Origin of the sequence: Psychromonas sp. SA13A, from assembly GCF_011378715.1 — a bacterium.
Classification (GTDB): Bacteria; Pseudomonadota; Gammaproteobacteria; order Enterobacterales; family Psychromonadaceae; genus Psychromonas.
The window spans coordinates 18,972-33,397 of sequence record NZ_WTKU01000011.1; the positions used below are offsets into that span (position 1 = coordinate 18,972).

General features: G+C 39.7%; 13 protein-coding genes. All 13 read right to left on the bottom strand.

Going from position 1 to position 14,426, the window contains the following annotated elements:
- Position 1: 1 nt before the first annotated feature.
- The 13 genes from GQR44_RS11265 to fliQ all read right to left on the bottom strand — a co-directional run bounded on the left by GQR44_RS11265 (position 2) and on the right by fliQ (position 14,418).
- On the bottom strand, positions 2-988 hold the full coding sequence (locus GQR44_RS11265; protein WP_166371904.1) for a flagellar motor protein MotB: 987 nt from the start codon (positions 986-988) through the stop codon (positions 2-4).
- Entirely contained in the window at positions 988-1,740 is a 753-nt protein-coding gene (locus GQR44_RS11270) for a flagellar motor protein (protein WP_205963045.1), read from the bottom strand. Before GQR44_RS11270 ends, GQR44_RS11265 begins: the two co-directional genes overlap by 1 nt.
- Complete coding sequence (locus GQR44_RS11275; RefSeq protein WP_166371905.1) at positions 1,733-2,923, bottom strand: chemotaxis response regulator protein-glutamate methylesterase; 1,191 nt, start codon at positions 2,921-2,923, stop codon at positions 1,733-1,735. The genes GQR44_RS11270 and GQR44_RS11275 overlap by 8 nt, the downstream gene beginning before the upstream one ends.
- A gap of 10 nt (positions 2,924-2,933) precedes the next feature.
- Positions 2,934-5,246, bottom strand: coding sequence for a chemotaxis protein CheA (locus GQR44_RS11280; RefSeq protein ID WP_166371906.1), 2,313 nt, complete (start codon positions 5,244-5,246; stop codon positions 2,934-2,936).
- Between the two features lie 12 nt (positions 5,247-5,258).
- The gene (locus GQR44_RS11285; RefSeq protein ID WP_166371907.1) at positions 5,259-6,005 is read right to left on the bottom strand and encodes a protein phosphatase CheZ; all 747 of its coding nucleotides are present in this window, start codon (positions 6,003-6,005) and stop codon (positions 5,259-5,261) included.
- 17 nt (positions 6,006-6,022) lie between these two features.
- Positions 6,023-6,406: a chemotaxis response regulator CheY gene (gene cheY, locus GQR44_RS11290; RefSeq protein ID WP_166371908.1), complete on the bottom strand. Its 384-nt coding sequence runs from the start codon at positions 6,404-6,406 to the stop codon at positions 6,023-6,025.
- Between the two features lie 185 nt (positions 6,407-6,591).
- On the bottom strand, positions 6,592-7,302 hold the full coding sequence (locus GQR44_RS11295) for an RNA polymerase sigma factor FliA (RefSeq protein WP_166371909.1): 711 nt from the start codon (positions 7,300-7,302) through the stop codon (positions 6,592-6,594).
- Positions 7,303-8,175, bottom strand: coding sequence for a MinD/ParA family protein (locus GQR44_RS11300; protein ID WP_166371962.1), 873 nt, complete (start codon positions 8,173-8,175; stop codon positions 7,303-7,305).
- A gap of 61 nt (positions 8,176-8,236) precedes the next feature.
- Positions 8,237-9,694 (bottom strand): flagellar biosynthesis protein FlhF, encoded by a 1,458-nt coding sequence (flhF, locus tag GQR44_RS11305; RefSeq protein WP_166371910.1) that lies wholly within the window; start codon positions 9,692-9,694, stop codon positions 8,237-8,239.
- A gap of 12 nt (positions 9,695-9,706) precedes the next feature.
- Positions 9,707-11,803, bottom strand: a complete 2,097-nt coding sequence (flhA, locus tag GQR44_RS11310; protein ID WP_166371963.1) for a flagellar biosynthesis protein FlhA — start codon at positions 11,801-11,803, stop codon at positions 9,707-9,709.
- A 300-nt stretch (positions 11,804-12,103) separates the two neighbouring features.
- Positions 12,104-13,243, bottom strand: a complete 1,140-nt coding sequence (gene flhB / locus GQR44_RS11315) for a flagellar biosynthesis protein FlhB (RefSeq protein ID WP_028867414.1) — start codon at positions 13,241-13,243, stop codon at positions 12,104-12,106.
- 114 nt (positions 13,244-13,357) lie between these two features.
- Positions 13,358-14,149 (bottom strand): flagellar biosynthetic protein FliR, encoded by a 792-nt coding sequence (gene fliR, locus GQR44_RS11320; RefSeq protein ID WP_205963046.1) that lies wholly within the window; start codon positions 14,147-14,149, stop codon positions 13,358-13,360.
- Complete coding sequence (gene fliQ, locus GQR44_RS11325; RefSeq protein WP_028867412.1) at positions 14,149-14,418, bottom strand: flagellar biosynthesis protein FliQ; 270 nt, start codon at positions 14,416-14,418, stop codon at positions 14,149-14,151. The genes fliR and fliQ overlap by 1 nt, the downstream gene beginning before the upstream one ends.
- Between the last annotated feature and the right edge of the window lie 8 nt (positions 14,419-14,426).

Consider the following 14,426-nt stretch of genomic DNA (forward strand, 5'->3'; position numbering starts at 1 on the left):
GTTATTCTTGCCTTGTGGTAATAATTAGTCGTCCATTAGGAAGGTAAACCTCACGCATTTCTTCACTATCTGGTTTAGGTGTGCGTAATATTTTTTGTTGTTCTTTATCCGTTGATTTCATATTGTCTTTGCCAAAGGAATTATCTGTATATAATGCAAATTTTGAGATCGCAATAACCACTCGACGACTGTTTAATGGGTCTACTTTTCCGTTACTATCAGTAAACGGCTGGAATTTTCCATAACCTTCAATGACCATTCTTTCTCCAACGATACCACGCTCATTAAAAGCATGTAACACACTGATCGCCCGTAATGCCGATAACTCCCAGTTTGACTGGTATAGTTCGTTGGAAACGTTAGTTAAATCAGTATAACCACGTAATCGAATCATATTGGTAGCTGGCGCTAAAACAGCAGCAATGCGTTCAATTTTCTGCTCAGCGGTATTTAAAATGGTATGACTTTCAGCTGCAAATAATAACGGACCTTTCATTTCAATGGTCAGCCAATCGCCGTTTAAATCAATGCTTAAATCGCCCGCTTCTAACTCTGTCTCTAATTCCGCTTGTAATGATAACTGCAGTTCACTTAAAGCATTACCAGTATAATAACCTTGTGGCGTTGATAACTGCTCGGCAGGTATTTGTTGTGTAGAAAGTTGCTCAATGGGTAAATCGCTAACATAACCCTGAGCATAATTATCACCGTCACTGATTAATGCAGGGCCGGTATTATCTTTAATATCGTTACTATTTTTAGTTAATATGCCTGTCGCATTAGAGCCACTATTGGTGGGTTGAACAAACTTACTGGCACTTTGAATTACACTAATAATTTCTTGGTATTTTTCTTCTTTATTCAGTGAGACCGCATACAGCACCACAAATAAAGCAAACATTAAGGTCATATAATCTGCGTAAGAGACGGTCCAACGATGAATATGGTTGTTTTGCTTTTGGTGTAATCGAGGTCTGCGTCTAGACATTAGTAAGCTGCTCTAGCGATATACCCATGTAATCGACGCTCTAATAACAGGCTGTTTTCACCATCGGCAATCGCAATTAATCCCACCATCGACATCTCTTGAAATAATGCTCGATGTTGATAGTTTAAACGGATTTTATTAGCAATAGGCAGGAATATAAAATTAGCAAAGGCAACCCCGTAGATAGTGGCAACAAAAGCAACTGCGATGCCTTGTCCCAATAACTCAGGCTGATCTAGAAATGCCATTGCTTGAATCAAGCCTAGTACGGCACCAATAATACCTATGGTTGGACTGTAACCACCCATTGCATCAAAAACCTGTGCACTTCGCTCGTGCTGATCCATTTCCAATTCAATTTCTTGTTGTAAAACGTCTTGTAATGCAGCCCTATCACAGCCATCCACCAACATAGCAATGCCAATCTGAGTAAAACTATCGTTCTGTTCCAGGCTTTCTTTTTCGAGGCTTAAAAATCCTTCCTGCCGAGAGAGCACGGACCAACGTTTGAGTTTTTGTATTTGCTCATCTAGGGAGTAATTAGGAGGTGTAAATAAGGTGAATAACTGTGTACTAGCATCTTTTAATTGCTTTGAAGATGATTGAATTAAAATAGTACCAACAGTACCACCAAACACAATTAAAAAAGCAGCGAGATCAAATAACCCACTCAACGGCGCATTATGATAAAGCTGTGCAAATAGCACACTAGATACGATGACAATGAAGCCAACAATACCCATTCTATTCATGTTTTAATTCCACTAAAATTCGTTTTGCCACTTGCTCTAATGCAATTGACTCGGTGGCGATGCCCGCTTTAGTAACTGCTTGTGGCATACCATAGACAACACAACTTGCTTCGTCTTGAGCCCAAATTTCAGCACCTTTATCTTTTAATAAACGCGCCCCATCTCGCCCATCTGCGCCCATACCGGTCAACACAATCGCCAATACTTTATCTGCGTATGATTTTGATAAAGAAGCAAAAGTTATATCAACACTGGGTTTATAGTTAAGCGCCGCGCTACCATCTAATATTTTTATTTGTCCGTTTGGACCAACCATCATTTGTTTACCGCCAGGAGCTAAATAAGCACAGCCAGCTCTTAATATGTCACCATTTTCAGCTTCTTTCACAGCAATCCGACAGTTACTATTTAAACGGTCTGCAAATGCTTTTGTGAATGTACCCGGCATATGCTGTATTAATACAATCGGCAATTTAAAATCACTAGGTAATGCGGTTAATATTTTTTGTAATGCAACAGGACCACCCGTTGAGGTACCAATCGCTAACACCTTGTATGACTTACCCGATGCTTTAGTGCGCATAGGTTTTGTTGCCGCAACTGGCGCGCTTGACGGATTTGAATTTAACGCGCTTTTGGCAGAAATCTGCTGACGCTCATTGGCTCTTTGTAATGCTGTTAACGCAGCGCCTGGAGCAATAGATTTTCTAGCACTAGGATTATTGACACTATGAGAAGTCGAGGTATGTACGGATTCAGCAGTTTTCTCTGTGACCCGATAAACCCTTCTTCTGGCTATCGTTTGAATACGTTGTTGTAATAGAGTGATGGCTTCTTCTTTATCTCTGGCAATATCTTCAAATTTTTTCGGTAGAAAATCACAAGCACCCGCTTCTAATGCATCTAGCGTTGCACTTGCGCCTTGGTGTGTTAACGATGAAAACATCAAAATAGGCACCGGTGTCGATGCCATAATTTTTTGCACTGCCGTGATGCCGTTCATCACTGGCATTTCAATATCCATGGTAACAACATCAGGTTTATGTTTAATCACCATATCAATGGCTTCTTGGCCATTATTCGCTGTCGCAATCACTTCTAATGCAGGAGATGCATTAATAATTTCACTAACTCGTCGACGGAAAAAACTAGAATCATCAACTACTAACACTTTAATCGTCATTAATTTTCCTTTACGCGTAGTGTTTTAGTAAACTTGGCAAGTCTAAGATTAAGGCTATTCCACCATCACTTGTAATAGTTGCACCTGCCATACCTGGCGTTCCTGACAATAATTTATCCAAGGCTTTGATAACCACCTCTTCCTGACCTAACAACCCATCCACTACAAAAGCCACCAATTGAGTACCAAGCTGCACAATAACTACATGGCCTAAACCTTTACCTTTTTCCGCACGCGGTGCTTTAGGCGCTAACCAATCACGTAAATAAAATAAAGGAATAGCACGGTCTCGAATAACTATAGTTAGTTGACCATTCACAACATTGGTTTTAGCTAAATCGAGATGAAATATTTCATTAACATTCGTTAATGGTAAAGCAAATGTTTGCTTTGCAATCACTATCATCAAAGTAGGTAAAATAGCTAACGTGAGCGGTACTTTAATTTCTAAACGTGTGCCCTTACCAATCGCAGAGTCAATAGAAATTGTTCCGTTCAAGCGACTGATACTGGTTTTAACTACGTCCATGCCTACACCACGGCCTGAAATATCTGAGATTTCAGCTTTTGTTGAAAAGCCCGGAGCAAAAATCAAAGAGTACGCTTCTTTATCGGTCATGCGATCCGCACCATCTTGATCTAAGATGCCTTTATTGATCGCTATCTGTTTTAATCTTTCAGCATCCATTCCTGCGCCATCGTCTTCGATAACTAATAGTATATGATCGCCTTCTTGGGCCGCTGATAATAAAATTCGTCCCTGTGTTTCTTTGCCTGACTGCATTCGAATATCTGGCATTTCAATACCGTGGTCTACGGAGTTACGCACTAAATGCACTAGGGGATCGGCCAAAGCCTCTACTAAATTTTTATCAAGATCTGTTTCTTCACCCACTAATTCTAAATGAATATTTTTGCCTAACTGACGAGCAAGATCTCGTACCACGCGAGGAAACTTACCAAAGACTTTCTTGATAGGTTGCATACGTGTCTTCATCACCGAGCCTTGTAAATCGCCGGTAACTATCGCTAAATTAGCAATTGCACGTGACATCTCTTCATTGTCAGATGTTGACTCTAAACTAACCAAGCGGTTACGTACTAATACCAGCTCACCGACCATGTTCATTATTTCATCTAGCGTGCTCGTATCAACTCGCACTGTAGGCTCTGCTTGCGCTACTTTATTAGCCGGCGCTTTTGCAGCGGCAGCTTTATCTTTAACTACAGCCGGTTTTACAGCTTCACTTTTTACTGGCTCTGATTTAGCAGCAGGCGCTGGCTGTATAGCTTTTACGTCGGGTTTGACTACAGACTGTATTGCTTCAGCCGGTTTTGACTCTGTTTCTACACTTTTTGCTGAAGTATTTTTTACTGATGCATTTTTTGCTGAGCCATGTAGCTCATCAAGTAATGATTCAAACTCGTCATCAGTGATCGCATCTGAAGTATCACTATCAATGGCAGGGATACCACTATGCGCACCTTTACCATGTAATTCATCGAGTAAATTTTCGAATTCATCATCACTAATTTCATCGCTATCCTCAACAATAGCCGAAGGTGCTGTTGCAGATAACGAATGTTTACCTACACCATGCAACTCATCTAACAATGATTCGAATTCGTCATCACTAATATCTGAATCGTCGGCAGCATCTTGTTTAGAAGCGTCATTATCTGTATTCGGTTTTGCATGTAATTCATCTAATAAACTTTCGAATTCATCTTCCGTAATATCTGCATTTTCTTTTTTGGCGGGTTGAGCTTCTACATTAGAGCCTGATTGTGCATGTAATTCATCGAGTAGCGCATCAAACTCAAATTCATCAATATCACTAATATTATCTGACGTTGCAAGAATGGGCTCTATGATCGCTTCTGGTGAAGTAACGACGGTTTCAACAACTACTTGTTCGACTTCAGTCGCAGCGGCAGGTTTACTTAATCGATGCAATGCATCTAAAAGTGATGCCGAAGCTTTTTCCATTTTTTCGCCATTTTGCACGGCAGAAAATTGATCATTAATTATATCTAATGCGCCTAGGATTGTATCCATCAATTCAGAATCAACTTGACGATTCCCTTGACGTAAACCATCAAAAACATTCTCTGCGCCGTGACAAGTCTCAACTAACTCTGTCAGCGAAAGAAAGCCTGCACCACCCTTTACAGTGTGGAAACCACGGAAAATAGCATTTAACAGTTCGGTATCATTGGGGTTATTTTCTAATTCAACGAGCTGTTCAGATAACAACTCTAAAATTTCCCCAGCTTCAACTAAAAAGTCTTGCAAGATCTCTTCATCTACTTCAAATGTCATTTCCCGGTCCCTTTAAAATCCTAAACTTGAAAGTAAATCATCAACTTCATCTTGTCCATTAACAACGTCTGAACGCGTTTCAGCATTCATAATAGGACCTTCAGCCTCTATATTGTTGTATTGTGTTTTTGCACAATTAGCTAATTCGCTTTCTTTACTACAAACGGTCAATATGACAATCAATTTAGACTCAACTTCCTGTACTAAATCAATCACTCTATTAATCATTTGCCCAGTTAAATCCTGAAACTCTTGAGCCATTAAAATCTCAGTTAATTTATTGCGTAAATCAACGGCACTGATTTTAGAATGAGCAAAGATTTCATCCAGTGAATGACATAGCGTCTTAAAGTCACCTAATTCTAAGTTGCGTGTCATTAACCCTTGCCAACTTGGTGTAATGGCCTCTAAATCGTAAATTAGTTTATCGGCAATAGGTAAGCAGTAGTCTACGGCATCCATGGTAGTGTTCGCCGCTTTATCAGTCATTTCAATAACATAATTTAGGCGGTTTTGAGCATCGGGTAAATCTTGCCCTGCTAAATCAACTAAACGCGTGTCATTATTAAAACAGAGTAATGCTTCATGCAAATCACGGGTGAGCTCGCCAATTTGTTCAAATATAATCTGATCGGATGTAACTGAAAAATCAATACTCTCAACAATCTTATTAGCTTCAGTGATTTGCTCTGCTTCTAAGTATGCTACAAGCGCCTTAGCTTGAGAGAGAGAGATGTGTGGCATAATTGTATTCGCCATACTGTAACCCCCTAAAGTTAACCTAAACGCTCAAATACTTTATCTAATTTCTCTTTCAACGTACCAGCCGTAAATGGTTTAACAATATAACCATTTACACCAGCTTGAGCAGCTTCAATAATTTGCTCTCGTTTTGCTTCAGCGGTTACCATTAAAACAGGAAGGTGTTTTAACTGAGGGTCTTTACGGATCTCTTTTAAAAGATCAATACCTTGCATTATTGGCATGTTCCAGTCAGTGACCACAAAATCAAAATTACCACTTTTTAACATAGGCAGAGCTGTATGGCCGTCATCGGCTTCATAGGTATTTGTAAAACCCAAATCTCTTAACAAATTTTTAATTATTCTTCTCATTGTTGAAAAATCGTCAACAATCAAGATTTTCATATCTTTTTTCAAAACATTCCCCTAAGTCAAAAATCTACTTATTGTTATTTAAAGCTACTTAATGTTACTTAAATCTACCTATTATTATTAACTACAATAAAAGTAGATAAAAATTGGAAAAAAACATTATATTTCTACATTATTTTTTAGCTTGGTACTTGCAGTGTGAGCAACTCCTTGGAATTACTCCTTATTGGCTATATTCTATCAGGATTAACTTTAGATTTCAGTCGATGTACGGCTTGGCTAAGAATTTGGCTAACACGTGATTCACTGACTTCAAGAATTAACCCTATTTCTTTTAAATTCAATTCTTCATCATAATAAAGCGATAACACTAATGCTTCTCGTTGTGGAAGTTGTTCAATCATTTGCGCTAATTGATGAGTAAATTGATTATCTGCAACAGCATCAAAAGTACTATCAAAAGAAGAACTTGGCTGTGCAAACATATCATCTGGATTGGCTAAATCTTCATAGGCGACCAATCTTGCACAATTAACATCCTGTAACATTTGCTGATATTCAGGTAATGGTATTTGCAGATAATTAGCAACATCGATCTCTTTGGCGTCTTCCCCAGTTTGTTTTTCAACAGCATCGATAGCACTGGCTATAGTTCTACTGTTTTTATGTACTGAACGAGGAACCCAATCACCTTTACGCATTTCATCTAACATCGCACCACGAATACGGATACCCGCAAACGTTTCAAAACTTGCGCCTTTAGTGGCATCAAAATTACGCGCAGCTTCTAATAGTCCGATCATGCCAGATTGTACTAAATCATCGACCAGTACACTCGCAGGCAACCTAGCCATCAAATGATAAGCAATTTTTTGCACCAGTTCTGAATGACGCCCAATCAGCTCTGATGTGTCGGTTTGGTATCCCTGCGCTTTAATCACTTATAATAGCTCTTTCAGAGTATCGTCTTTATCATTAAGCAAGAGTTTTTCAATGAAAAACTCTAAATGGCCGCCGGGTTGATGTGGAATAGGCCAATCACAAGCTCGATTCGCTAACGCTTTAAAAGCAAGAGAAGCGGGTGTTTTTGGAAAGGCATCAACCACAGTTTTTTGTTTTCTTACCGCTTGACGCACATTGCCATCAAATGGAATACAAGCCACTAACTCTAATGATGCATCTAAGAATCGATCCGTTACACGTGTTAATTTTGTAAATAGATCCTGCCCTTCACGTAAGCTTCTCACCATGTTTGCCACGATTTTAAAGCGATAAACACCATTTTGCTTACTTAGTATTTTAATTAGCGCGTAGGCATCGGTTATCGAAGTCGGCTCATCGCATACCACCATCAACACATCTTGAGCAGCTTGAGCAAAACTCACTACCATATTGGAAATACCTGCCGCGGTATCAATTAATAAAATATCGATCGGTGTTTGCAATGAACTAAAAGCCTGAATCAATCCGGCATGCTCAACATCCGTTAATTCAACCATGGATTGAGTACCAGAGGTTGCCGGAATGATCATCACTCCTTCTGGGCCTTTTACAATCACCTCATCTAAAGTACACTCACCGGACAACACATGTGATAAATTTTTAAGAACACGGATCCCTAATAAAACATCCACATTAGCAAGTCCTAAATCGGCATCGAGCACCATCACACGCTTACCCATTTTAGCAAGTGACACAGCCATATTCAGTGTCACGTTAGTTTTACCCACACCGCCTTTACCGCCAGTGACAGCAATCACTTTAACCTGCTGATTTCTCATTCGTCTTAAACCGCTTGCTTGATCTGCCATCATCATTGTTACTCATCATTTTAAAATTAGTTAAATCAATATAGTACACAACACAATCATTGAATTAATCTTCAGTGCTGCTGTACCATTGATGTTTGTCTTGTTGTTGTTGTGTTTCCATCATGGATAAAGTTCCGCTAATTAAATTTTCTACTTTAGCAATTTCAATATCTTCAGGAACACGCTGTCCAGTGGTGATATAACTAATCGGCAATGCATGCTTCATGGTTACACTTAACACTTCTCCTAGACCAATACTTTCATCTATTTTAGTTAGAATACAGCCCGATAACGGGATACGCTTAAAGTGTTGTAATGCTTCTTCTACCACTCTACGTTGCGCAGTGGAAGGCACCACTAAATAACTTTTAATATTAACACGGCTACTACTCATCAAAGTTTCTAACTGCTCAGAAAGACGCACATCTCGCTGTCCCATACCTGCAGTGTCGATCAACACTAATCGTTTTTCTCTAAACTGGTATAAAATTTGTGACAACTCATCGGCATCTTTTGCTACGCGTACTGCACAGCCCATTATTTTACCGTAGGTTGCCAGTTGTTCATGTGCACCAATTCGATAGGTATCTGTTGTTATTAATGCAACTTGTTCAGGACCGTACTTAATAGCAAATTGTGCAGCTAATTTTGCAATGGTTGTGGTTTTACCGACTCCCGTTGGCCCTAACAGCGCAATAGCACCGCCTTGCACTAATATTTCATTTTGACCGATGGATATTTTATCTTGCAATAATGCTTGAATGTAGTGCTGTACTTCGCTTGAAGAGGCATCTTCAGGAACATAACTGGCTAAATGATCTGCGATTTCATCGGAAAAGCCAGCGCTGTTTAACCACTTAATAATCATCGCGCGAACAGGCTCTTTACGTTCAATTTCTTGCCACATTAATCCTGATACTTGATGTTCAAGCAGTTTACGCAATGAAGCAACTTCTTCACTAATTTTAGCAATTTCTTTATTGTCACTCGCACGATTGGTAGGCGCTGAATTTCTTGTTAAAGGCGCACTCGTTTCTTGTCGATTATTCCAATTTTGCTGCTCCGCTAGCGTAGCAGGTTGTGATGACGATGAATAAGAGGTAGACCTTCTTTCTTCTTCTTCTTGAAAAGAAAAAGCAGGCAAGTCATCACGTTTTTTAGGCTGTGGTTTCTTGTTTTGTTGCGCATTAACCTTACCAAAAAACGAGTTTAATGATTTAGCAAAGTCATCTCCGCTTTCTTTACGATTACTACGAATACTATTGGGTAATTTTATTTTTGGTACTTTTTCTGCACTTTTAGAAGACAGTTGCACACTATCTTCTTTTAATTGCGACAGTGCATCGCCTTTATCTGCTTTTGCATCAGCCGAGGTTTGTGATTGATAATCAACGGCGGCCACAATTTCAATGCCGCCGACTACTTTTTTATTAGACATGATCACAGCATCTGGGCCTAAAACTTCTTTGACCTCAACCATAGCCGTACGCATATCTTTTGCAAAAAATCGTTTAATTTTCATTGATTACAACCATTATTGCCCAATTGAGCTTATTATTTTAATCTGTTTATCATCGGGAATTTCTTGATAAGACAGTATGTGTAGACTCGGTATTGTATTTTTAACAAATCGAGCTAAGGTGCCGCGTAATACCCCTGATGTTAATAATACCGCAGGTTGACCTATCAACTCTTGTTGCTGTGACGCTTCAATTAATGAGTTTTGAATACGCTCTGCCAACCCAGGCTCAATACCTGCACCATCCGATCCACCAGCCTGTATAGACTTATGCAATATTTGCTCCAACTCTGAAGACAGCGTAATCACTGGGATTTCAGGCTCATTACCGATAATTTCTTGTACAATCATGCGTTTTAATGAAATTCGACACGCCGCCGTCAAAACTTCGGCATCTTGGCTGCGCGGCCCGTAATCTACTAACGTTTGTACAATAGAACGAATATCTCTAATCGCAACGTTCTCGTTTAATAAACTCTGTAATACTTTAACAACAGTACTTAAAGACAATACCTCAGGTACTAATCCTTCCACTAACTTCGGCTGCTTCTTAGCCAGCATATCTAATAAATTTTGTGCTTCTTCATGCCCTAATAACTGTGCGGCATGGTTACTTAATATTTGACTAAGATGTGTTGCCACAACGGTTGCAGTATCAACAACGGTGTAACCTAATGCTTGTGCTTGTTCACGCTGCACTTCATCAATCCATACTGCTTCTAGTCCAAACGCGGGATCAACACCTGTTATTCCATCAATCGGCCCAAACACTTGCCCTGGATTAATGGCCATATCTTTATCATGATATATATCAGCTTGACCACAACTGACACCCATCAAAGAAATATTATAATTGTTAGGCGATAAATCTAAATTATCTCGAATATGCACAGGTGGAATTAAAAAACCCATTTGTTGCGATAGTTTTTTACGCACCCCTTTAATACGATCTAATAACTGCCCACCCTGTGATTTATCAACCAGCGGAATAAGGCGATAGCCGACTTCTAAACCAATGGTATCAACACTGCGTACGTCATCCCAACCTAGCTCTTTTACTTCAGCAGGTTTATCACTGATTGGCCCACCATTTTCTTGTATCGCGAGAGCCGTTTCCTGTTTCACTTTCAAACGTTGTAATTGCCAATATGCACCGCCTGCCGCAATTGCACCTAGAGTTAAAAAAGCAAGGTGTGGCATACCAGGCACAATGCCCATCACTAACAATATGCCAGCAGTAATAGTTAATGCTTTAGGGTCATCAAACATCTGCCCCAGCATTCGATTACCCATATCCGCTTCAGTATTTTCACGGGTAACGGTGATCGCAGCGGCAATCGATAATAACAATGACGGTATTTGTGCAACAAGCCCATCACCAATCGTTAATAACGTATAAATTTCAGCAGCTTGAGCCAAAGGTAGATCATATTGCACCATACCAATAATAAAGCCACCAATGATATTGATAAATAAGATCATGATACCTGCGATGGCATCACCTTTTACAAACTTACTGGCACCATCCATAGATCCATAAAAGTCAGCTTCCATAGTAACTTCTTCACGGCGGGTTCGAGCTTGCTCTTGATTGATTAATCCGGCATTCAAATCTGCATCAATGGCCATTTGTTTACCCGGCATTGCATCCAAAGTAAAACGAGCACTTACTTCTGAGATACGTCCCGCACCTTTGGTAATTACCACAAAGTTAATGATCATTAAAATGATGAAAACAATTAAACCAACGGCTAAGTTACCGCCAATCACCACCGAACCAAAGGCTTCGATTACGTTACCAGCGGCATTACCACCCTCATGGCCTTCTAACAATACTACTCGCGTAGAAGCAACGTTTAACGCCAAGCGCAGTAAGGTTGCAATTAGCAGTACAGTTGGGAAAGCAGCAAAATCCAGTGGCCGCTTGGTATAAATGGATACCAATAAAACCACTAACGCGAGGGCAATATTAAAAGTGAATAGGATATCCAGCAGTAAAGTAGGCATTGGTAAAATAACCATGCCTAGTGCAGCTAACACTAGAATTGGAGTACCTAAACCGCCGAAGAAAATTGCGCGTTTGGCCCATAGAGATGAAAAAACAGTGTTGATAGCGTCACCTAAAAAATGAATGTGTTAGCGAGTGTTAATATGTCTTATATTCAGTCTACTTTAACAAACTCAAGTAGCAGATATTAGCTTTACGAATTTAACTCGTGAGCATAGACATAAATAATAGCTAAAAAATAGGAACTTGCCTGAATATTTTTGAGCATAAGCCGCAATTTATGCTTATTAATCAAACATATTAACTATTTTATGCTTATATTTTAGTGATAACGCAGCAACAATACCAGTTTAGATAAATAACAGGTAAAAATATTCTTTTATTGTTAACCCTACATCGAATTTTTAATTGGGATAAATAAAGTCATCGGGCACAGGAATATCCGTCGGTAAAGCTTTAGGGCGGCCAGATCTGCCTTTTCTGAATTGCTCGAGCTGATAGATATAAGCCAATATTTTAGCAATCGCAATAAACAACTCTTCAGGCACATCTTTACCGATATCAGTGGTGTGGTAAACGGCGCGGCATAATTGTGGAGATTGCATAACAGGCACTTCATTTTCTCGTGCTACTTCACGGATTTTAAGCGCCATAAAATCGACACCTTTAGCAACAACATAGGGAGGTCTATCGCCATCTTTATCATACTTCAAGGCCACTGAATAATGAGTCGGATTGGTGACTATAACATCCGCATCGGGCACATCTCCCATCATGGTACGTTGTGACATCTCATACTGTAATTGACGAATACGCTGCTTAACCTCTGGTTTACCTTCCGAATTACGGTATTCGTCTTTTACTTCCTGTTTGGTCATTTTTAACTCATCGCTGTGTTTGTGAATTTGATAGGGCACATCCACTGCAACAATAATTAATAACGACAAACACAATATAAGAAACATCCACCTCAGCATGTCCAGGGCTTCAAAAGCACTACCCGGAAGTTGGCTCACCGACAAATGTAAAATGTTTTCAAAGGTCGCACCTAAAATAGCCCAAGCGACACCAATCACCACGGCTACTTTTAGAATGGACTTCAATAATTCAACCCAAGCTTGTAAACCTAACATACGCTTTAGGCCTGCTTTTGGACTCATACGGCTAAACTTAGGCATCATTGCTTTAGTACTAAAAATCATGCCGCCTAACAAAGCACTGCCTAAAATTGAAATAATAAATAGCATTAATAAAATAACAAACATCGGCACGCCTAAACCGCTAAAGCCATCAACAAGTGCATGCCACATCTGTTCGGGATCAAATATATCTGCGCGCTCAAAAGTGAATGAACGCTTCATCATTATCGACAATTCGTAGGCTAATCGATCTCCAAAAATAAACACCGATAATGCTGCTGCAATTAACACCGACGCAGTCGCTAATTCTTTGGATCGGGCTACTTGTCCCTTTTCTTTGGACTTTCGTATTTTGTCGGGGGTGGCTTCCTCGGACTTATCCGTACCGTTTTCATTTTCAGCCATCAATTACTCCTTTAGCAAACCGTGAGTAGAGGTAACCTCTAATAATGCAGATAGCACTATAGGTAGTAGTGAAGATCGCACTGCAAACAGAGCTACAAATAATAGTGTAGCTCATTACGGTTTAGTACAGGGATTATCAAGTATTTCACACATAGTGATGACCCCTTTTGACCATTGGTTTTCAAAATGCAATGGCACATTTAATAAGGTTATCCACAATACAAATAAACCAAACACCATGCTGATTGAGAAGCCTAAGCTGAAAATATTTAATTGCGGTGCTGCTTTGGTCATAATACCAAAGGATAAATTAACCAATAACATCGCAACCATCGATGCAATTGAGAAGGCCAGTGCAGCATGGAACATAGTCGAGAACCATTCAGCTATTTTATAGTAGTCTGCTGCTAACAAGCCATTTTCAGAAATAGGTAAGGTTTCAAAGCTTCTAATAATCATCTCTATCATTAACAGGTGCCCATCTATTCCTAAGAATAGTAAAGTCACCAACAACACATAAAATTGACCAACAACCGGCGATGTCTGTCCACTCATAGGGTCAGCCATAGAAGCAAAACCTAAGCTAGTTTGCATTGCAATAATTTGCCCTGCAACCACAAAAGTTTGCACCACAAAAACAGAGATTGTGCCCATTGCGATGCCAATTAAGAGTTGTTGTAACACGACAATAAAGCTGGTCATGGAGAAGAGTTCAATGTAGTTGGGCGCAGGAGGGAGAGAAGGTAAGGCTAATAAAGTAATGCTAAGCGCATAAAAAAGGCGGATCCGTGTCGGCGTTGTGTTAGAGCCAACAGCTACCATCACCATTAGCATGGCAGCGATACGGCAAAATGCCCATAAATAACTGGCGATAAAATCAAGAATGATATCCGCCGAAAAAACCATTATCCCACCACTTCCGGAATTTGATTAATCATGGCGATAAAAAACTCCATTAACTTACCAAACCCCCAATGTGCACCATAGGCTAAGGCAACTAAGGTCATAATTAAACGCGGTAAAAAACTCAAGGTTTGTTCATTAATTGATGTTGCCGCTTGAAACACAGCAACCACCAAACCCACTAATAAACTTGGCACGATAACCGCAGATACGAGGATCAAAACCAGCCATAAGGCTTGTCTAAATATGTTTACAAAAACTTCCGGTTCCATAAGTCTCC

Excerpts from the sequence above, each read along its gene's own strand:
- GQR44_RS11265 (WP_166371904.1), bottom strand. The coding sequence starts at position 988 with ATGTCTAGACGCAGACCTCGATTACACCAAAAGCAAAACAACCATATT.
- GQR44_RS11270 (WP_205963045.1), bottom strand. The coding sequence starts at position 1,740 with ATGAATAGAATGGGTATTGTTGGCTTCATTGTCATCGTATCTAGTGTG.
- GQR44_RS11275 (WP_166371905.1), bottom strand. The coding sequence starts at position 2,923 with ATGACGATTAAAGTGTTAGTAGTTGATGATTCTAGTTTTTTCCGTCGA.
- GQR44_RS11280 (WP_166371906.1), bottom strand. The coding sequence starts at position 5,246 with ATGACATTTGAAGTAGATGAAGAGATCTTGCAAGACTTTTTAGTTGAA.
- GQR44_RS11285 (WP_166371907.1), bottom strand. The coding sequence starts at position 6,005 with ATGGCGAATACAATTATGCCACACATCTCTCTCTCTCAAGCTAAGGCG.
- GQR44_RS11300 (WP_166371962.1), bottom strand. The coding sequence starts at position 8,175 with ATGATGGCAGATCAAGCAAGCGGTTTAAGACGAATGAGAAATCAGCAG.
- flhF (WP_166371910.1), bottom strand. The coding sequence starts at position 9,694 with ATGAAAATTAAACGATTTTTTGCAAAAGATATGCGTACGGCTATGGTT.
- flhB (WP_028867414.1), bottom strand. The coding sequence starts at position 13,243 with ATGGCTGAAAATGAAAACGGTACGGATAAGTCCGAGGAAGCCACCCCC.
- fliR (WP_205963046.1), bottom strand. The coding sequence starts at position 14,149 with ATGGTTTTTTCGGCGGATATCATTCTTGATTTTATCGCCAGTTATTTA.
- fliQ (WP_028867412.1), bottom strand. The coding sequence starts at position 14,418 with ATGGAACCGGAAGTTTTTGTAAACATATTTAGACAAGCCTTATGGCTG.